This window comes from Affinirhizobium straminoryzae (assembly GCF_007004135.1).
Lineage (GTDB): Bacteria > Pseudomonadota > Alphaproteobacteria > Rhizobiales > Rhizobiaceae > Neorhizobium > Neorhizobium straminoryzae.
This window is the reverse complement of sequence record NZ_VJMG01000111.1, coordinates 1-18005: the sequence shown is the minus strand read 5'-3', so window position 1 is coordinate 18005 and position 18005 is coordinate 1. Positions and strand designations below refer to the sequence as shown.

Here is an 18005-nt window from a genome sequence, read left to right as displayed (position 1 = left end):
TTGGCGGCCGAAAGATCGCCCGGCATGTAGAAATAGGCCACCGACTGGCTGAAGGCGAACATCACCAGCAGCACCGCCACCATGATGAAGCCCACGCCACCGCCGATCACGGCCAGTCGCTTCTGCTTGCGCGTCATTGCGTCACCCCCTCGACGGACAGGCCAATCTCCCGGGCGAGCGCCACAAGACGCTGTCCCGGCGCACCATCGGCCGGAAACGTCTTCAGCCCCATGCGCAGCGCATCGGTCGCTTTCCCATCCTCGCCCAGAACCTTGTAGGAGCGCACCAGCCTCAGCCATCCCTCGATATTGTCCGGATCGTCCTTCAGCCTGGCGGCAAGGCTCGTCACCATGCCCTCGATCATCTGCTTGCGCTCGCCCGCACTCATGTTCTGCGCTGCCTCGACCGCCGCCGCATCCGGGTTGCCGGGCGCCTTCCCGGGAGCCTTGCCGATCTGGGGTCCGTCGGACGGCGTTGCCAGCGGCGCACCGCCATTGCGGGCGATATGCTCGTTGACCAGCGCCATCCAGGCCGCACCCGGCGGCGAATCGGCTGCGAGCGCGCGAAATGCGTCGAGCGCTGCCTGCCGGCGTCCGGCCTGCTCGTCGGAGAGCGCCAGATAGAAGCGGGCGCGCATGTTGCTGCGGTCGAGTTCGACGGCGCGCGCGAAGGATTGGCGGGCATCGAGCGTCACGACGCCGTCATTGGCGGCAATCAGCGTCTCGCCGAGGCCGGCCAACCGGTCGGGGGTTTCGCCGAGCAGTGCGATGGCCCGGCGATAGGCCATCTCGGCATCGCCGAGGCGCTGGCTGCGGAAATAGATCGGCGCGAGCAGATCCCAGCCGGCGCCATCCTGCGGGTTGGCGGCCAGATGCCGTTCGGCCTTGGCGACCAGCAGCGCCATGTTGTTGCCGGGATTGGCCAGCCGCGCTTCGAGCGGCTGCGCCGGAAGGCCGGGACTGCCGAGCGTCACATAGAGACCGATGCCGACGAGCGGCAGACAGAGAAGGATCGAGAAGGTGGTGAGCTGATGCTTGCGGGAGGCAGGTTCCGTCGCGTCCCGTTCTGCGCGGGCGGTCTTGTCGGCAACGGCCAGCAGCCGGCGACCGATCTCGGCGCGGGCATAGTCCGCCTCCGCAGCACCGATCAGCCCCTGGTGCCGGTCCCGCTCGATTTCGCGCAACTGGTCGCGATAAACGGCTGCCTCATCCTCATGCCCCTTGCGGCTTTCGGGGATGGGCCGCATCAGCGGCGCGATCAGGATCGCCGCCACCAGGGCCGTGAAACAAGCAAGGACGATCCATAAAACCATAGAGGCCAATTACTTCAAGCTGGCCCGCATTCCAACCGGAAGGGGGACGATGACACGAATTTGAGGCGTTTGACCACAAGCTCTCCCGCACCTATGGCGGCGCAGTCTGCGTGCAGCCTTGATGTGCGTCAATCGAACCTTGTCCCTGCGGCGCTGAACCGCAGGCCGAGACGAGAGCTGGCCGAAACCCTTCGCCTGATGCCCGGACGTTACAGCAAGGGCGTCCAGGTGCCGTCGGCATTGCGACAAGCCGCCCCACGGGCCGAGACCTCGCCATCCTCCGAGGTAACGGTGTGGGTGTACTGGCGGCAGTTCTGCGACCCCACCTGATAGGGGGCGGCCGCTACCACGGTGCCGCTTGCGCCGCGGCCCTTCCAGGCCACCGATTGCCCCACCTCGCCCTGCTCGAGGGCGCGATACTCGGCTTCCAGCGCGCGCTGGCGGTCGCTCTTGCTGATCTCGGCCGGCAGGCGCCCGACAATGCCGCCCTGAAGTGCTGCGATATAGTCCACACCCGGCTTGCGACTGGAAAACAGTCCGCCCGATCCGATTCCTCCCGAGGTTGCGCAGCCGGAGAGGGTGCTCGCGGCAATCAGGGCAGACAGGGCAAATGTGACAGCGCGCAAAGACATTCTTCTCCAACCAATCGACATCAACAGCAGCCTTCCGGCAACGGCATCGCAATCCTCGTCCTTGCGCTCCGCACCAGATCTTTTAGCCTTTTCGTGGGCGAGGTCGAGGCCGAAGCCGGCCCCCGCCCGTATTTCGGCCGGCCGTGCGACAGATATGTTCGCACCTGCCGCAAAATCCAGCCTCAGACCGTTTCGCGTGCCAGCCCCGGAAGGGTCAGGCGCGCCCTCAAGCCACCGCGCTCCCCGCGCGACAGCTGCAACTCGCCCTGATATTCGCGGGTGATCTCGCCGACGATGGAGAGGCCAAGCCCTGTGCCCGGCTTGCTTTCGTCAAGCCGGCGGCCGCGTTTCAGCGCCTCCTTGATCTCGTCGGGCTCAAGACCCGGCCCGTCATCCTCGACGACAATTTCCACCCATTGCCGGCCACCGGCTTCCGAGCCCTCCGGCGCCTCGCTCGCATGGGCGGACAGCCACACGGTGGAGGCCGCATGGCGGGCGGCATTTTCCAGGAGGTTACCGACGGTTTCCTCGACATCCTGCTGCTCCATGGCAAGCGACAGGCCGGCGGGCGAGACCACAAGCTCAAAGCTCCGCTCCGGGTTCAGGCGCCGCATCACGCGGACGAGCCGTTCCAGAACAGGCTCGGCCTCGGTGCGGGCGAGCAGCGATTCGCGCTGGGCGGCAATGCGCGCGCGGTTGAGATAGGATTGCACCTGCCCCTGCATCGCCTCGGCCTGCGAGCGCACCACCTCGCCCTGCGAACGCTCCAGAAGCCGCGATTCGTTCAGCAGCACCGCGATCGGCGTTTTCAGCGAATGGGCGAGATTGCCCACCTGCATGCGCGCGCGCTCCACGATACGCCGGTTGCTGTCGATCAGCGCGTTCATCTCCACCGTCAGCGAGCGCACCTCGCGCGGAAACTGCCCCTCCAGCCGCTCCGCCTCGCCGCGCCGAACCTTTTCCAGCGCGCGCCGGGCTTCGTCCAGAGGCCGCAGGCCGAAGAGAATGGCAAGCCCGTTGACCACCAGGCTCAAGACCCCGAACACCACCAGCGCGATATAGAGATTGCGGGTAAAGGCCTGGATATCCTCCTGCACGACGTTCAGGTTGCCGGAGACGCGAAAACGCGCCGCCCGCCCGTCGGCATCCAGCACAACCTCCGTCTCGGCCACCAGCACGTGGTTTCCATAGGCATCGGTCGCGGGATAGAAGCGCTCATAGCGGTTGTTGAAGGGAACGTTGAGGATCGAGGGCACCTGGATATTCGAGGTGCCGAGCGAGGAGGAGGAGAGCGGGGTTGCCGCAAAGGTGCCGAGCGGCTCGACGATCCAGTACCAGCCGGTTTCCGGCTGCGAGAAGCGCAGGTCGCCAAGCTGCGGATTGCCGGCCAGGCTGTTGTCCTCGCCGATGGTGATCGAGTTGATCACGTTGTAGAGCTGGGCGCGCAAGAGATCCGTGAAGGCACGCTCCGAGGATTTCGCATAGAGCGCCGAGATCACCAGCGCGATCACCACCAGGGCCAGCGCCGACCACGCCGTTGCCAGAGCCAGAACGCGGGCGGTGACCGACCTAACGTACATCGGATGGGGCTTGCATGCGGTAGCCGAGGCCGCGCACCGTTTCGATCAGGTCCACCCCGATCTTCTTGCGCAGGCGCCCGACGAACACCTCGATTGTGTTGGAATCGCGGTCGAAATCCTGATCATACATGTGTTCGATGAGTTCGGTGCGCGACACCACCTGCCCCATGTGATGCATGAGATAGGAGAGGAGGCGGAACTCGTGCGAGGTCAGCTTCAGCGCCGTGCCGTTGACGGTCGCCTTGGAGGCCTTGGTGTCGAGCTTCACCGGGCCGCAGACGATTTCCGAGGAGGAATGGCCGGCGGCGCGTCGGATCAGCGCCCGCACACGGGCGAGCACCTCTTCCACATGGAAGGGTTTGGCCACGTAGTCGTCGGCACCCGCATCGATGCCCGCCACCTTGTCGCTCCAGCGGTCGCGGGCGGTCAGCATCAGCACCGGCATGCCCTTGCCCGCAGCGCGCCACTTCTCCACCACGGTGATGCCGTCCATTTCCGGCAAGCCGATATCGAGAATCACCGCATCATAGGGCTCGGTTTCGCCGAGGTAATGGCCTTCCTCGCCATCGAAGGCCTGATCCACCACATAGCCTGATTCCTTCAGGGCCTCGGAGAGCTGGCGGTTGAGGTTTTCATCGTCTTCGACCACGAGAATGCGCATGGTGACCCTTCGGAATGGCGTGCTGCGGATTGCGTCGGGGCCCTTCTACTACATCGGCACCCGCACCGTCACCTTGCGCGGACGCTCGCCGCTGCCCTGCACCAGCACGGTGACGACACAGCTGCGTCCGTCCGTGGAGGGCTGGGCCGACAGCAGCTGTCCGCCGGTATCGCGCACGACCTTGGTCGCCGCGTCGCCGCAATCGCCCGCCACCAGAACGAGATAGTCACGCGCAGTCGATTGCCCGGCAAAGAGGGTCAAGAGCGCCGCGCCCATCGTCGCGATCATTCTGTTTGCTGCCATGACTACAACTTTCACTCACAGTGACGCACGGGTTCCAGAGCGACCCGATGAAGGAATTATTTAGCAAAGGCGGCTGAATGGCAAATGAATGCACCGTTCAGCCGCCGTTCTCCGGGGGGCGGACGAATTAATTCGGGGTAATGTTGGTCCGGGCCGACAGCCGTCCGTACACGGCCAGAATTCCGCCGACAGCGCCTGCCACATTGGTTGCAGCCTCCGTCAGATCGCCCGCCGAGGCTGGCGAAATCTCCTTGCCGCTGGCCTGCATCACGGCCGCGAGGATGGCGATCAGGCCTCCCCAGATGGTCTTCGACTGATACCAGGGTTTCGCGTCATCCATCATGCATCTCCTTGTCGTTTGGGAACAATTTCCGTGGTGAGAGGAATGCCGAGCGGCACGGCCCGCCCCAGTTGCCGCAGCCGCAGGCGAAAACTCGCCTGCGCCACGCCAAAGTCGTCAATCTCGTTTGCAAGGGGATAGAGGGCGTTGGGTGCATTTACCTCGATTGTCCGCCGCATCGTCTCGCCTGAAAAGATTTCCAGCCGGTAACGCTCCTCCGGCTCGTCGAGCACGATGTCGGAGGCCTCCCAGTCGTCGGCATCGACGCGTCCGCGCCGCACCCACGTGAATGTCACGCCGTCCTCGCCGCGCCGTGCGGCGAGATGCACCGGCGACAGCGGCGTCTCGGCCCGCGTCCCGCCGGCAAAGGCAAAGGGACCGGCCTGCCCGCCGCCCGTCCCCTGCGCCTCCGCCAGCCAGTTCAGCAGCATGCCGCGTTCGGAGGCGGCAAGCGCGAGAGAGGGCACGGCGGCATTCAGCACCACCACCGGTGCACCGGCCGCGGCCCCTGCGGCCATGGCATCCTCCGTGCCGGCCAGGCCGCGCAGCAGCTGGCCGAGCCGCCAGTGGCCGGACGCGGTCTCCTCGGCGGTCGCAAAGCCCAGCACCTCCCAGGCGCCGCTGGCGCAAAGCACCGCCAGCCGGTTTTCGCCGTTCAGCACCGCCGTCTCGTCCGCCGAGGAAAGCCCATCGAAGGCAAGGTCGAATTCCAGCACGCCCAGCCGGTCAAAGCGCCCGGAAAAGCCGGGGGACAGCGCAGCCGTCAGCGCGCCCGTCTGCGCCGGCCGGTCCAGCGTCACCCGGCTGCGATAGCCTTGCGTGGTTGCCGATGACGAAGCCAGCACCCGCCGCCAGGGCTTTGCATGGAGCGCGATGCGGGCAAAGCTCTCGGCCTCGCCCGCCTCGAAGCGCGGCAGGTCGAGGAAATGCACCACCGGCGCAAAGCCGGCGGAGGCGGCGCTGCCGCTCGATCGCCCGGCGGTTGCCGCGGCCGTCGTCAGCAGGGCGGCCGGTTCATGCCGGCATGCCTCGATCCGGCGCACCGCCCCCTCTTCCACCCGCGTCACGCGATAGACCCCGTCCGGCCCGTCGGCCAGACGAAAGGCATCGCCCGGCATCAGCGCAAGATCGGCCGGCGACAGCGGCAGGCTCAGCGTCCGCCGCGTCAGATGATTGTCGCGCAGCAGCAGTTCGGCCGCCGCCTGCGCCGTCTCCTCGGACAGGGCCGCGACGAGATCGGCGGAGAGGATGCGGTTGCCGGCGCCCGGAATGCGGCGGGAGCGCACGCTTGCCTGCTCGTAGTCGAGGGCCGGATTGGCAAAGCCCAGCACCGCCTCCGCGGCGAAATCGCTGTCATGGCCGCGCGTCTCGCTCCAGGCGGCCTCCTCGTCGCGCTCGGCCAGCACCGTGATCACCTGCGGCGGCAGGCTGACGCGGCTGCGCGAGCGAAAGCGCAGGCCCGCCGGCTCCTCCAGAATGTCGAGCAGGAACGTCTCCGCCAGCGGCTCGATCAGCGACCGCGCCGACACCGTCTCACCCTGCACATAGCCGGTCAGGTCGCCGCTCACCTCCGACACGTCGAAGGCCGGAAAGCCGTGATCGCGCAAAATGGCGGCGATCGCATCGGCCAGCGTCGTTGCGCCCAGCCGGCCATTCAGCCAATGGCCGGTCGTCCAGTTTTCGCCATCGCTCCAGGCCTCGGTGTCATGGGGAAAGGCCGGATAGGGCCGCGCATCCCAGCACCACAGGAAGATGTGGTCCGGGTCCACCATACCGGCGGGAGCGCTCTCCCCCTGCCACCAGCCGTGATGCGCCTCCAGCACGCGACGCTGCATGCTGTCTGCGCGCGCGCCGGTCGAAAAATGCGGCCGCCCGCTTTCGGTGGATTTGGCATCGAGAAACAGGTTCGGCTGGTTTGCCGCCTTGTCGATGGCGGAGCAGCCGAGTTCGGTGAACCAGACCGGTTTCAAGCCCGGCACCCAGGCGGTCGGCACCGTCCGCTCGGCTCCGCCCACCCGCTCGTAATGGCGGTTGCCCCACCAGCCGGCGAGATCCTTGGAGCGGAACACCCAGGGCTTGCCCGCAAGTCCGTCGGTGATCGGCGTGCGCGCTCTCGCCTTGCGGGCGGCCTCGTCGGCATAGAACCAGTCGAAGCCTTCGCCGCTGCCGATCCCCGCGACGAGTGCCGCGGGATCGTCCGAGAGGCGCGCCCCGTCCGGATTGGCAGCGCCGAGATCGTCGTCGCGCCAGTCCGAGATCGGCATGTAGTTGTCGATGCCCACCGCATCGATGCTGGCGGAGGCCCACAGCGCGTCGAGCGGAAAATAGACGTCACCCGATCCGTCGTCAGGCTGGTAGCTGAAATATTCGCTCCAGTCGGCGGCATAGGTCAGCTTCGTCGCGGCCCCCAGTCTGGCGCGCACGTCGCTTGCCAGTTGCACCAGCTGTTCGACCGCAGGAAAGCGTCCCGCCTCGCCGCGCACGCGTGTCAGCCCCACCAGTTCGGAGGCGAGGATCAGGCCATCGACGCCACCTGCCGAAAGCGCGAGGTCGGCATAATGCAGCACCATGCGCCGCAGCCCGTCCGTCCGGTTGAAGAAGGTCTCCACCTGCGTGCGGGCAGCGGCCGTCCTGTCCGGCGAACCTGTTTGCCCCGGCGCCGGATGGCAGGTGATGCGGCCGCGCCAGGGATGGGCGGCCTGTTCGCTGCCGCCATGGGGGTCCGGCAGCCCGTTGCCGGCCGCGATGTCCATCATCACGAAGGGATAGAGATAGACCTTCAACCCGCGCGCCTTGAGGTCGGCGATCGCCTGCAGCACGCTGGCATCGGCCGGCGTGCCGCCATAGGCCGGCGCGCCATCGCTCCGGCTGACGAGATGGGCATCCTCACGTCCGATGCCGGCCACCTGCCAGTCCAGGGAAAGACCGGAGCGCGCCGCCACCTCCACGCCCGGCAGGATGCGGCACTCACCGGCCCTCAGATCCGTGCCGAACCAGCTGACGACCAGGGCGACGCTTTGCAGGTTCGGGCACAGTGCCTGCACTTCGTCGAGCGAGGCCTGCCAGTCGGTGGCAGCATGCAGCACATGGCGGTTCAGCAGGCTGGCCGCGCCGCGGCCATCCTGCTCGCTGACCGCGACGGTGGCATAGCCGAACTCGGTGGCGCCCGGAATGATCGTCACGGCCCGCACCTGGCTTTCCAGTTGCCCGACCGGCCGCAGCACCTCGAACTGCAGGAGCGGAATGCGGTTGCCGAAACTGTCGAGGGGCAGCCGCTCGAACACCACATAGGCAAGGCCGCGATAGGCTGGCGCATTGCCCGCTCCCTGCTTTGCCTCGATCAGCGGGTCCGGCAGCTGGTCTTCACTTCCCCGGTAGAGGCGCATCTCGAGCGTGGTCAGGTCCAGTTCCCGCCCGTCGGCCCAGACGCGCCGCACATGGGCGATCTCACCCTCGCAAAGCCCGACGGCGAGATTGGCGTAGTAGCTGAAATTCTCGACGCGAGTGCCGCCGGTCGCCTTGCCGCCCTGCCGCTCGACCGTCACCTCCTCCTCGAAGCGGGTCGCCCAGATCAGCGGGCCGGCAATGCGCGCCGTGCCATAGACGCGGGCAATCGGCGCGCCTTCATCGGCACCGGGCACGCGGGCGGTCGAAAGCCGCGTGCCGGTCACCGTGCTGGTACCGGCGATCAGCGCCTTGTCGAGTGCTGCACCGGCGAGCCCGCCGGCCGCGCGGCCAAGCATCGCCCCGACCGGCCCGAGCACGGAACCCAGCGCCGCACCGGCCGCCTGAAAGAGAAGTGTCGCCATGGAAGGAAAGCCTCGCTCAGGCCGCCGTCACGCGGGCGGCAGCGTGCAGACAAAATCGAGGGAAGACCGGCGCGCGAAGGCCAGCCAGACAGATTGCACCGTGAATCCGGGCTCCGGAAAACAGGTCTCAGGGAAACCGATGCACGGCCACGATGCGCCGCCGCCAGGCGGGCACCAGAGCGGAGCGCGTCACCGCCTGCTGCTCATAGGCATGAATGAAATGGCCGGCATCGCAGAGAATGCCGGCATGCTTGGCGGCACAGCCGGCGCGCCAGCGAAACAGCAGCACGTCGCCGGGCGCCGCCGCGCTGAAGGCAATCGGCGGGCCGAACAGCCGAAGCCCGGCATCCAGCAGCCGCTCCTCACCGGAGCGTTCCGCCCAGTCCGGCGCGTAGGGCGGAACGGCCTCCGGTTCGGCGCCATAAAGTTCCCGCCACACGCAGCGGATCAGGCCGATGCAATCGCAGCCCACGCCCCGCGTCGCGCCCTGATGGCGATAGGGCGTGCCGAGAAAACCCTCGGCAATCGCCAGGATCAAGGCCGCGCGATCGTCCTGCATCCCGCTCATGAAAACAGTGCGCCGCCATCATGCACGCGCTCCCCGTCCACGTAGGAATAGGCGAAATCGCTGCCCGGCACATGCGGGAAGCCACGAAAATTCAGGTGGTTGCCGAAGCGGACCTTGCAGGTGGCAAAGCTCTTGTCGCACCCGGCGTTCAAGGAAAAGCCTTCGTCCGCCGCGACGGCACGCTCCAGCGGCAGCCAGAGCGTGAGAGTGGCCGTACCGTCCTCTTCCCGCACATGCCCGTCCACCTCGGCCACGTCGCCGCCGGAAAGCGTCAGCGTGCCCCGGTCGAAGAAGCCGGTCGCGAAGGCGGAAAGCCCCGCCACCCGCAGACGGCTGCGGCTTTCCATGGCCACCACCGTCCCGACGGCGCGAAAGCCGGAGAGGTCGGCCTGGCAGCGGGCATCGCCCAGACTGGCGTCGCAGCGGCGGTTGTAGAGCCGGCCCTGCGGCTGATCCAGCCGATGGGCAAGGCTGCGCAGTTCGGCCGTGAAGCGGCAGCCAGCCCGCGTCACCTCGCCGATCTCGCGCACAGAAAGCTGCAGGCGCTGGCCGGGATCGGCCCAGTTGACGAGATAGAGTTCCACCACCGAGCCGTCGAAGCGCCCGGCTGCGAGATCGGCTTCGGTGATGGCCTCGCTCGAAAAACCGCCGGCCACCTCGGCGGAACTGGCCGCCATGCCCTCGCCCAGGTCCGCCTCGCTCGCCGCAAAGCCGCTTGCGGCCCGATAGAGCGTTCCGTCGAATGAAAGGTCGCGGTCATGGTCGGTGAAACCCAGCACCACGCCGTCCTTGCGGGTCACCCGCCAGGCCTGGCAGGTGGTGGTGGCATCGCCGGCAAGATGCGCGGCGAGCGCGTCCGGGATCGTTCTCATGGCAGGATCTCCGTCATCGGAATGGCCGGAATGCTGCCGGCATTGAAGGTCGAGAGGTTCACCTCGATGCGGTCGGTCGCAAAGCGCACCGGCACGTCGAATTCGAAGCCGGCCCGCACAGCAGCACCCGCCGCCGGCACATGGCCGGGCGCGAAGGTCACGATGCCGGTCGTCACGTCGCAGGTGAAGGCGGAGGCCGGCTTGACCACGCCGGCGACCGACACCGTCACCGTGCCCGCCACCGGCTTGGCGATCGGCCGCTGATGGCTGCCGGCGGCATCCGCATAGGTCTTGCAGAGCGCAAAGTCCGCGGTAGCGCCGTCGCCGGTGCCGATCGGCTGGTCGCTGGCGGTGGGCACCTGCAGCGGCCCGCAGGACTTCCAGTCCACCGGGTCGCGGAAGCGGAAGCCGTAAAGTTCGCCGAGGCGCGCCTCGAAAAAGGCCTGCACCTCGTAGAGATCGGCGATCGACTTGATGCCCGATCCCGCATCATAGGCCCGTCTGGCATGGCGCCAGCGGGCATTGCGCTGCTCGCGCCCGTTCGACAGGTTGACGATGTCGGTGCGCCGCACCGGCCCGCCGGTCACCCCATGCGCCAGCCGCAGCGGAAAGCGCACCTCGTGAAAACCGCTCATCCGGAATTCTCCCTCACAGCCCGCGCCGGCCGCGCGCCACGCTGCGCGCCAGCATGGCCGACACCTGCCCCTCGCTCTTGCGGAAGCTTGCCGCGTCGGTTGCCGTCACGTTGAACACGATCTGCGCCGCCCCGCCGCCCGTGCCAGCGGCCACGCCAAGCGCCCCATCCGCGCCGCGCTTCAGCGGCAGGATGGCTTCCGCCCCCGCCTCTCCCATCAGACCGAGATCGCCACCCATCGGAAAATAGGTGGGCGCCCGCACGACCCCGCCATCGGCAAAGGCGGTCACCGAACTCGAACTGCCCAGCAGGCTACCGCCGAGCCCCGACATAAACCCGGAAAGCGTGCTTTCGAGCGGCTTCAGCGCCGGGGAGAGCGCCATGTCGGTCAGCCGGTTGCCGAGCCCCTTCAGCACGTCCTCCAGGCTTCGCCCGCTCACCGTCGAGGATTTGAGCGCACTGGTCAGCGCCGCCCCGAACCGTTCGGAGCGGCTTTCGAGATCGCTCATCGCGGCACTCAGCGCCTGCGTGGCTGTCAGTTGGTCATCCAGCGATGCACTGTCCGTCTCCATCGGTCATCTCCCTGAAATGTCGCCATTCGCCCCGGCCGGCCGGTCCGGAAAAGCCGCCATCAGCGCGGCCAGGCCATCGCGCGCGAGCCCCTGCGGCCGCGCCCAAAGGCCGCCGGCCATGCAGAAGAATTCGCGCGGCGTCAGTTGCCAGAAGTCGCGTGGGGAAAGCCGCAGCAGGCAGAACCCGGCATGCATCACCGCCTGCCAGGGAAAGGGCGGCACCGGCCCTTCGCCACCTGCTGCGGCCCTCAAGGGTTTGACGGCGCACCCGCGTCGCGCGCCCCGACCCCCGTCAGCCCGACCCCCGTCTGGCCGATGTCCGCCTGCCGCCGGCCGTCGCCCATTGTCTCCACGCCCGCCTCGCCGCCGAAGGCCGCCTCCAGAAGGGCGGCGGCAATTGCCGCATAGGCCGCCACGCCGCCCTCGATGCTCATCGCCGCCACCTCCTCGTCGGAATAGAGGTTGCCGCCGCCACGCAGTCCCGCGCCCAGAATGCGCACCAGATCGGTCGCCGTCAGCCGGCCGCGGGAAAAGCGGGCGGCAAGCGCCGTCAGGTCGTCGGCGGCAAAGGCCGTCTCCAGTTCCGCCAGTGCGCCGAGCGTCAGGCACAGGATGCGCCGCTCGCCGTCGATCACCGCCTCGATTTCGCCGCGCCGCCGGTTGGCGCGATTGCCCACCTGTCCGAACCGCTCCATCACAGCGCCCCGAAGCTGAGGCTGCCGGCCGATTCCAGCGCCAGTTCGAAACGGATCTCGCCGTCATGCTCGCCGGAATATTCGAGCGCGGTGATCTGGAAGGGACCGCTGATCGTGCCGAAGCCCGGCACCAGCACCTGCCAGGAGAGGATGGTGCCGGCAAAGAAGGTGCTGCGCACCAGAAGGTCGGAGGCCTGGTCCTTGAAGATCCCCGCCCCGGAAATCGACGCCCGCTGCACGCCCGCCCCGGCCAGAAGCTCCCGCCAGCGCCCGCTGCTGTCGGCATCGGTCACATCCACCGTCTCGGCATTGAAGGCCAGCCGGCGCGAGCGCAGGCCCGCCACCGTCAGCCAGCTGCCGCCATTGTCCACCTTCAACAGAAGGTCCTTGCCCTTTTGCGCCGCCATGCACCGTCTCCTTCGTGCGTGTTGAAAACCTCCGGCGGCGGGGGAGGCACCCGCCTGCGCGCTGCATCCGGCCCGGCCACCACAGCATGGAAGAGGCTGGGCCGCCGGATCCTCCACCGGCCAGCCGCCACGATGTCGTCACCGGCACGGTCTGGTCAGCCTCCGTCAGGCTTTTCGAGACAGGCGCTGCGAGACGTTCACCCTTTCGTGAACTGTCCGATTGACCGGCCCGATGGCTTGCGGCGACCCGCCGGATTGCTAGAAAAGGGAGAATGTCCCGCCCGCCATTTTCTTGATCGCTGCTCATCGCTGCCACATCCGTGCCAGAGCCGTTCAGGCTCCGTCCTAACAGCCGCACCGTCCGGAGCCCGCATGCCCGCCTTCCTCCCCCGCGCCCGGCTGATCGCCGTGCTGTCGCTCACGCAGATCATCGGCTGGGGCACGGGCTTCGACATGGTGGCCGTCATCGGCCCGCGCATGGGGGCGGAGATCGGCCTCTCCAACGCGGTCATCTTCGGCGGCCTCACCGTCATGATGGTGGTGAGCGGCCTTGCCGGCCCCTCGGTCGGGCGCATGCTGGCGCGCCACGGCGCCGCCCGGGTGCTCGCCATGGGCTCGGCCTGGCTGGGGCTCGGCCTGCTGCTGCTGAGTGCCTGCCACCATCTCTTCGCCTATGCAGCCACCTGGGTGGTCCTCGGCTGGGGCGGCGCGCAGGCGCTGTCGACGCCCGCCTATGCGGCGATCGTCGAGCGCGAGGGCGCCGCCGGCAAGCGCGTGATTGCACTCACCATGATCTTCACCGGCCTGTCGGCCACCGTCTTCTGGCCGGTCAACGCCTGGCTTGCGGACTGGATCGGCTGGCGCGACACGCTGCTGGTACTGGCCGGCCTGCAATTTTTCGTCTGCCTGCCGCTGCATCTCTTCGCGCTTCCGAAAGCGCAGCCGCAGATGGCAGAGGCCATCGGCGCCGCACAGGCCCCCGTTACGCTGTCGGAGGGTGACAGGCGGCTCGCCTTTCTGCTGGTCGCCGCCAGCACCACCATTGCCGCCTTCGTCTCCTTCGGCTTTTCGCCGACACTGCTTGAACTGCTGCAGAAATCCGGCGCCTCGCCGGCGCTTGCCCTGCAGCTCGGCGCGGCGCGCGGCGTGATCGGCATTTCCGCCCGCGCCGTGGATTTCGCCTTCGGCCGTCGCGGCAGCCCGCTGCTGACGGCGCTCACCGGCACGCTCTGCATGCTGGCAAGCTTCCTTCTGCTGGCGCTCCTGCCCGGCACATCGCCGGTGCTGATCGGCTTCGTGGTGCTCTACAGCCTCGGCTCCGGCATCATGGCGGTGGCGCGCGCCGTACTGCCGCTCGCGGTGTTTTCGCCGCAGGAATACGGCCTGCAATCGGCGCGCATCTCGCTGCCGCAGAACATGGCGATCGCCGCCGGCCCGCTTGCCTTCGCCGCGCTGATGGATGCCGGCGGCACGCTGCCGGCCCTTCTCGTTGCAAGCCTTCTGGTGGGGCTGTCCATCCTGCTGCTCGTCCGGCTCGGAAAGCTGGTCCGCGACCACCGGCGCGATGTGCCACCCGGCCTGTCAACGGAAGCGAGCGCCTGACGCCTGCTCACTCGGTCACCGCCCGAAACGACAGTTCGACCACGAAAAGCTTCGTCTTCGCCTCGCGCCGGCTGCGCGTCGAGCGCAGCAGAAGGCTGACCAGCACCGCACCGGAGAGCGAAAGCGGCGCATCGTGCAACAGCAGCCGCAGCCGCTCTGCCACCATCTCGGCCACCTTGCGACCCTCGCCCTCGGCCACGACATCCAGCGTCAGAAAATGCTCGGCCCCAGCCTCGGTCGCGGTCGAATAATCGCGCGTCTCGACCGCCCCGACCACCACGCAGGGCAGCCGCGGGCGCGCCAGCAGGCGGTCGTGAAAACCGTCCGCCCCGATCAACCCCGTCAGCGCCGCATCGCCGGCAAGGCGGGCGCGGATCGCGGAAAGCAACGCATTCACCGCACTCATGACGCCTCCTCCTCGCAGTCGCAGACCAGAAAGCGGCCGCTCTCGTCGGGATCGCGCACCGCCTGGATGGCAAAGATGCGCGTGCCCTTGCGCAGCCGCTGGCCGGCCGCCACGCCCGTCTGCCACGGGATCCAGATCCGGTGCGTCAGCACCACCCGCCTGCCACCGGCCAGTTCGGAAGCGGCGTGCGACACCGGCTCGATCTGCGCCCACAGCAAACCGGCCGCCGTCCAGCCAAGGCTCGCCCCCCCCTGTCCGTCAGCCGTCTCCACCGGCACCTCGCGCACAAGCCGCGCCGTCCGCCGGCCGGGATCGAGAAGAGCCGCCCGCATCACAGCCTCCGCATCCGGTAGGGGGCGACGAGGCGGCCATAACCATCCGGCACGCCGGCCGGCTGCTCGTCGAGCGCCACGACGCCGCGAAAGGCATGCATATGCGCTACATGCAGCAGGATCGCGCGGATGAGCGAGGCCGGCACCTCCGCACCGGTCTCGCCGAAGCCTGCGGTAAAATCGATCTCGATGCCGTTGATTGCCCGTCCCGGCAGCGGCCGGCTGGACAGCCAGAGCCGCGCCGGCTGGCGATTGGCATCCAGCACATGGCCGGTCAGCGCGGGATGCACCACCTGTCCCAGACCGTCATAGACCGACACCGCCTCGATCGTGCGCACCGGCGCGCGGACAATCTGCACAACGCCGTCATCCGGCCAGTCGTCCAGGCACAGCCGCCAGCCCTGCACCAGAAGGCAGAGCCCCGTCTCCCTCTCCAGATGCAGCCTGGCCACCTGGATCAGCCCGGAAAGCAGCGTGTCTTCGTCGACATGATCAATGCGCAGATGCGCCTTCACCTCGGCCAGCGTCACCGGCTCCGCCAGCGGCGGCTCCGTCAGGATATAGGTCATGGAAACATCCTCGTTGATGGGATTGCGGTGCCGGCGCACAGGCTGGACCGGCCCGCTCGTCTGCGTCCGAAACATCGTGGCTCGATCGGCACCAGGGCAGGCACGAGCCGGCTGTGCCTTGGACGTCGTGCTGCCCAGAGAAGGCAGGACATGCCTGCCTCCCCCTCGGGCAGCCCGCCTCAGCTTGCGGCGAACTTGATCAGCTTGATCGCCTCAAAGTTCTGCACGCCGCCGCCCACCCGCTTGGTGGTGTAGAACAGCACATAGGGCTTGGCGGAATAGGGATCGCGCAGGATGCGCACGCCGGCGCGGTCCACGACGAGATAGCCGGCGCGGAAATCGCCGATGGCAATCGACAGGGCATTGGCGGCGATGTCCGGCATTTCCTCGGCCTCCGCCAGCGGATAGCCCATCAGGCTGGCCGGCTGGGCGGCGGTCGCCGGCGGGCGCCACAGATAGTTGCCGTCGGCATCCTTGAACTTGCGGATTTCCCCTTGCGTCTTGCGGTTCATCATGAAGGTGGCGTTCTGGCGGTGGCCGGCGCGCAGCGCATAGACGGCGTTCACCAGCACGTCGGACGGGCTGGAGCTGGCAAAGGCGCCGGCCGCCCCGGTGGCGATGTAGCCGAGATTGCCCCAGCTCCAGCTGGCATCGGCCACCGTCGTATAGGCGAGAAACCCTTTCGGCTTGTTGGTTCCGTCGCCACGCACGAAGGCATCGCCCTCCTGTTCGGCGAACACGATGTCCACCTCGCCGGCGATCCACTCCTCGATGTTGACGGCCGCATCGTCGAGCAGCGCCTGGGTCGCCGCCGGCATGGCGTAGAGTTCCATGGTCGGGAAGGCGAGTTCGGCAAGCGAGGGCGTATTGGTCTGCGGCCGGCTTGCCGTCTCCGACACCCAGCCGGTGGACAAGCCGGCCGTGGCAAACGGCTTCTTCAGAACCGAGACGGAGACGGTGCGCACGGTGGAGAGCGCCCGCATCGGCGAGACGACGGAGACGCGCCGGCCGATCTCGCCATCCATCTGCGAGGGCACCAGATAGCCGCCATCGGTAGCGGTACCGACGGAGAAGGCCTTGGCCTGCAGTTCGCGCAGGCCGGCCTCCTCGCCCCGGCGCATATAGGCATCGAAGGCCGCCTTGTGCTCGGCCGCTTCGGGGCCGGCCTCGCCGCCATGCCCAAGGGCGGGCCGCGCCTTCTTCAGCACCAGCTGGTCCAGCACCTTCTTCTGGTCGTCCATGGCGCGGTTGATGCGCTCCACCTTGTCGCGCGTCACCACGTCGGAGGAGAGCTTCTGCTCGATCTCGCCGAGCCTGCGGTCGTTCACCTCCTTGAAGGCCTCGAAGGCCTGCATGAAATCCTCGAAGGCGGCCGTCACCGTGTCCGGCACCGCCTTCACCTCCGGCGCATGAGCCCGTGCTGCTTCCGTCATGTTTTCATCCCTTGAACGTGGTTGCCATCATCAGTTTCGCCGTTCGCCGCAGGCTGCGGACGAGTTCGGTTTCCCGGTCGCGGAAGAACCGCGCATGCTTGACGTTGGAGACTCTCGCCGATGGCAGCATCGGAAAGGTCACCACCGAAATTTCCCAGAGATCGGCCTCCAGAATGCGCCGCACGCCGGTCTTGGCGTCCGTGCGGGCTTTCACGGTGCGAAAGCCGATGGAGAGCCCGTCCAGCGCGCCGCTTTTCATCAGCGAGAACACCTCGCGGGCCCGCGCCACGCCGCCGGACAACAGGCCCTCCACATAAAGGCCGCGCGCATCCTCGCGGATCACGCTCCAGGTGCCGATCGGCTCGTGCGGGTCGTGCTGGTAAAGCATGCGCACGCCCGCAGCACCGCGCTCCACCAGCGAGTGGCGAAAGGCGCCGCGCTCGATCACGTCCTTGCCGAGGTCCACCTCGCCGAACACGCTGGCATAGCCGGAAAAGGTGCCGTCCCCGCCGAGACCGGAGAGTTCGAGGCTGGCGAATTTGCGCGCGGTCGGGCGCGGCCCGCGATAGGCGTGCATGAGGTTCTCCCCAAAGGATGGAATGGAAAAGGCTGCCGGCACTCCCGGCAGGGGTGCGGCGCCAGACGCGCCGCAGGGGACCGGACGGGAGCGACCGCCCGATCGGAAGTGTCAGTGCCCGTCGCGGCTGCCGCCATAGCGGCTGGCGATCCGCTCGACGGCACCCAGTACCCACCAGGCCGTCAGGCTGGCGGCTGCAGCCCCCGACAGCATGGTCTCGACGGGGGTCAGCTCGCCGGAAAGGCCCAGTCGGCCGGCAAGCCAGAGACCGGTCGGCCCGCCGAACATGATGCCGCAGGAGAGCCCGGTCATGAAGCGGCTTGCCGCTTCGCGCCCGCTCTTCGGCACCAGATAGACGAGCGAGACCCAGGCGCCGGCCGCCGCCCCGATCACCCGGGCGGCCAGCATGCCGCCCTCCTGGCCCATGTCTGCCATGGCTTTCTCCTCCCGTGGTCTGCGCTGTAGGGGTTGCAAAGGGTGACGCCACGCCCGCAGGGGTCGGCGCGAGAAGATGACGATGTGTCAGCGGCCATCGCCGCATTGCTCAATGATCGGAATCGGTTGGCGCTGCGGGTTCATGTGGCGGCTCGAGGACTTCACAGGATGAGTCAATTGCGGCGTCGCAACCGGCCGCCATGACCTCATTCCCGGCTGAGCTCATCCGCCGGCAGACGGAGTGCGCCCCCCCCCCCCCCCCCCCC

At 68.0% G+C, this 18005-nt stretch carries 20 protein-coding genes and 2 pseudogenes; 1 reads left to right on the top strand and 21 read right to left on the bottom strand.

All coding sequences use genetic code 11. The features are described from left to right. The 15 genes and pseudogenes from FNA46_RS25195 to FNA46_RS25125 all read right to left on the bottom strand — a co-directional run. Positions 1–137: pseudogene (locus FNA46_RS25195) on the bottom strand (cytochrome c maturation protein CcmE domain-containing protein); the annotation flags it as partial. Then, on the bottom strand, positions 134–1312 hold the full coding sequence (ccmI, locus tag FNA46_RS25190) for a c-type cytochrome biogenesis protein CcmI (RefSeq protein WP_143127991.1): 1179 nt from the start codon (positions 1310–1312) through the stop codon (positions 134–136). The pseudogene FNA46_RS25195 and the gene ccmI, both read right to left, overlap by 4 nt. A 209-nt stretch (positions 1313–1521) precedes the next feature. Continuing rightward, entirely contained in the window at positions 1522–1944 is a 423-nt protein-coding gene (locus tag FNA46_RS25185) for an RT0821/Lpp0805 family surface protein (protein WP_143127990.1), read from the bottom strand. Positions 1945–2126: 182 nt separating this feature from the next. Next, positions 2127–3524 (bottom strand): sensor histidine kinase, encoded by a 1398-nt coding sequence (locus FNA46_RS25180; protein ID WP_143127989.1) that lies wholly within the window; start codon positions 3522–3524, stop codon positions 2127–2129. Beyond that, positions 3514–4185: a response regulator transcription factor gene (locus tag FNA46_RS25175; protein ID WP_143127988.1), complete on the bottom strand. Its 672-nt coding sequence runs from the start codon at positions 4183–4185 to the stop codon at positions 3514–3516. Before FNA46_RS25175 ends, FNA46_RS25180 begins: the two co-directional genes overlap by 11 nt. A 48-nt stretch (positions 4186–4233) precedes the next feature. Next, positions 4234–4461, bottom strand: a complete 228-nt coding sequence (locus tag FNA46_RS25170; protein WP_244617872.1) for a hypothetical protein — start codon at positions 4459–4461, stop codon at positions 4234–4236. A 154-nt stretch (positions 4462–4615) separates the two neighbouring features. Next, a complete protein-coding gene (locus tag FNA46_RS25165; RefSeq protein WP_246103380.1) occupies positions 4616–4831 on the bottom strand; it encodes a hypothetical protein in 216 nt (71 codons plus the stop codon). Beyond that, complete coding sequence (locus tag FNA46_RS25160; protein WP_143127985.1) at positions 4828–8637, bottom strand: baseplate multidomain protein megatron; 3810 nt, start codon at positions 8635–8637, stop codon at positions 4828–4830. The genes FNA46_RS25165 and FNA46_RS25160 overlap by 4 nt, the downstream gene beginning before the upstream one ends. A 127-nt stretch (positions 8638–8764) precedes the next feature. Further along, a complete protein-coding gene (locus FNA46_RS25155; RefSeq protein WP_246103378.1) occupies positions 8765–9205 on the bottom strand; it encodes an NlpC/P60 family protein in 441 nt (146 codons plus the stop codon). Beyond that, a complete protein-coding gene (locus FNA46_RS25150) occupies positions 9202–10077 on the bottom strand; it encodes a DUF2163 domain-containing protein (protein ID WP_143127984.1) in 876 nt (291 codons plus the stop codon). The genes FNA46_RS25155 and FNA46_RS25150 overlap by 4 nt, the downstream gene beginning before the upstream one ends. After that, entirely contained in the window at positions 10074–10712 is a 639-nt protein-coding gene (locus tag FNA46_RS25145) for a DUF2460 domain-containing protein (protein WP_143127983.1), read from the bottom strand. The genes FNA46_RS25150 and FNA46_RS25145 overlap by 4 nt, the downstream gene beginning before the upstream one ends. Positions 10713–10725: 13 nt before the next feature. Next, positions 10726–11283, bottom strand: coding sequence for a phage tail tape measure protein (locus FNA46_RS25140; RefSeq protein WP_143127982.1), 558 nt, complete (start codon positions 11281–11283; stop codon positions 10726–10728). Positions 11284–11286: 3 nt separating this feature from the next. After that, complete coding sequence (locus FNA46_RS25135) at positions 11287–11505, bottom strand: rcc01693 family protein (protein WP_281288989.1); 219 nt, start codon at positions 11503–11505, stop codon at positions 11287–11289. A 131-nt stretch (positions 11506–11636) separates the two neighbouring features. After that, positions 11637–11978: pseudogene (locus FNA46_RS25130) on the bottom strand (gene transfer agent family protein); the annotation flags it as partial. After that, positions 11978–12385, bottom strand: coding sequence for a phage major tail protein, TP901-1 family (locus tag FNA46_RS25125; protein ID WP_143127979.1), 408 nt, complete (start codon positions 12383–12385; stop codon positions 11978–11980). The gene FNA46_RS25125 and the pseudogene FNA46_RS25130, both read right to left, overlap by 1 nt. Before the next feature lie 372 nt (positions 12386–12757). Between FNA46_RS25125 and FNA46_RS25120 the strand changes: the two genes are divergently transcribed. After that, entirely contained in the window at positions 12758–13987 is a 1230-nt protein-coding gene (locus FNA46_RS25120; RefSeq protein WP_143127978.1) for an MFS transporter, read from the top strand. 7 nt (positions 13988–13994) lie between these two features. Here the strand turns inward: FNA46_RS25120 and FNA46_RS25115 are convergent, their stop codons facing one another. The 6 genes from FNA46_RS25115 to FNA46_RS25090 all read right to left on the bottom strand — a co-directional run bounded on the left by FNA46_RS25115 (position 13995) and on the right by FNA46_RS25090 (position 17739). Then, complete coding sequence (locus FNA46_RS25115) at positions 13995–14393, bottom strand: DUF3168 domain-containing protein (RefSeq protein WP_143127977.1); 399 nt, start codon at positions 14391–14393, stop codon at positions 13995–13997. Then, positions 14390–14725 carry a phage head closure protein gene (locus FNA46_RS25110; RefSeq protein ID WP_143127976.1) on the bottom strand — a complete coding sequence of 112 codons (336 nt, stop codon included), beginning with the start codon at positions 14723–14725 and terminating at the stop codon, positions 14390–14392. The genes FNA46_RS25115 and FNA46_RS25110 overlap by 4 nt, the downstream gene beginning before the upstream one ends. Further along, positions 14725–15294 carry a head-tail connector protein gene (locus tag FNA46_RS25105; RefSeq protein WP_143127975.1) on the bottom strand — a complete coding sequence of 190 codons (570 nt, stop codon included), beginning with the start codon at positions 15292–15294 and terminating at the stop codon, positions 14725–14727. Before FNA46_RS25105 ends, FNA46_RS25110 begins: the two co-directional genes overlap by 1 nt. Before the next feature lie 179 nt (positions 15295–15473). Further along, on the bottom strand, positions 15474–16727 hold the full coding sequence (locus FNA46_RS25100; RefSeq protein ID WP_143127974.1) for a phage major capsid protein: 1254 nt from the start codon (positions 16725–16727) through the stop codon (positions 15474–15476). 4 nt (positions 16728–16731) lie between these two features. After that, complete coding sequence (locus tag FNA46_RS25095) at positions 16732–17304, bottom strand: HK97 family phage prohead protease (RefSeq protein ID WP_143127973.1); 573 nt, start codon at positions 17302–17304, stop codon at positions 16732–16734. Positions 17305–17415: 111 nt separating this feature from the next. Next, the gene (locus FNA46_RS25090) at positions 17416–17739 is read right to left on the bottom strand and encodes a DUF6107 family protein (RefSeq protein WP_143127972.1); all 324 of its coding nucleotides are present in this window, start codon (positions 17737–17739) and stop codon (positions 17416–17418) included. Positions 17740–18005: the final 266 nt, after the last annotated feature.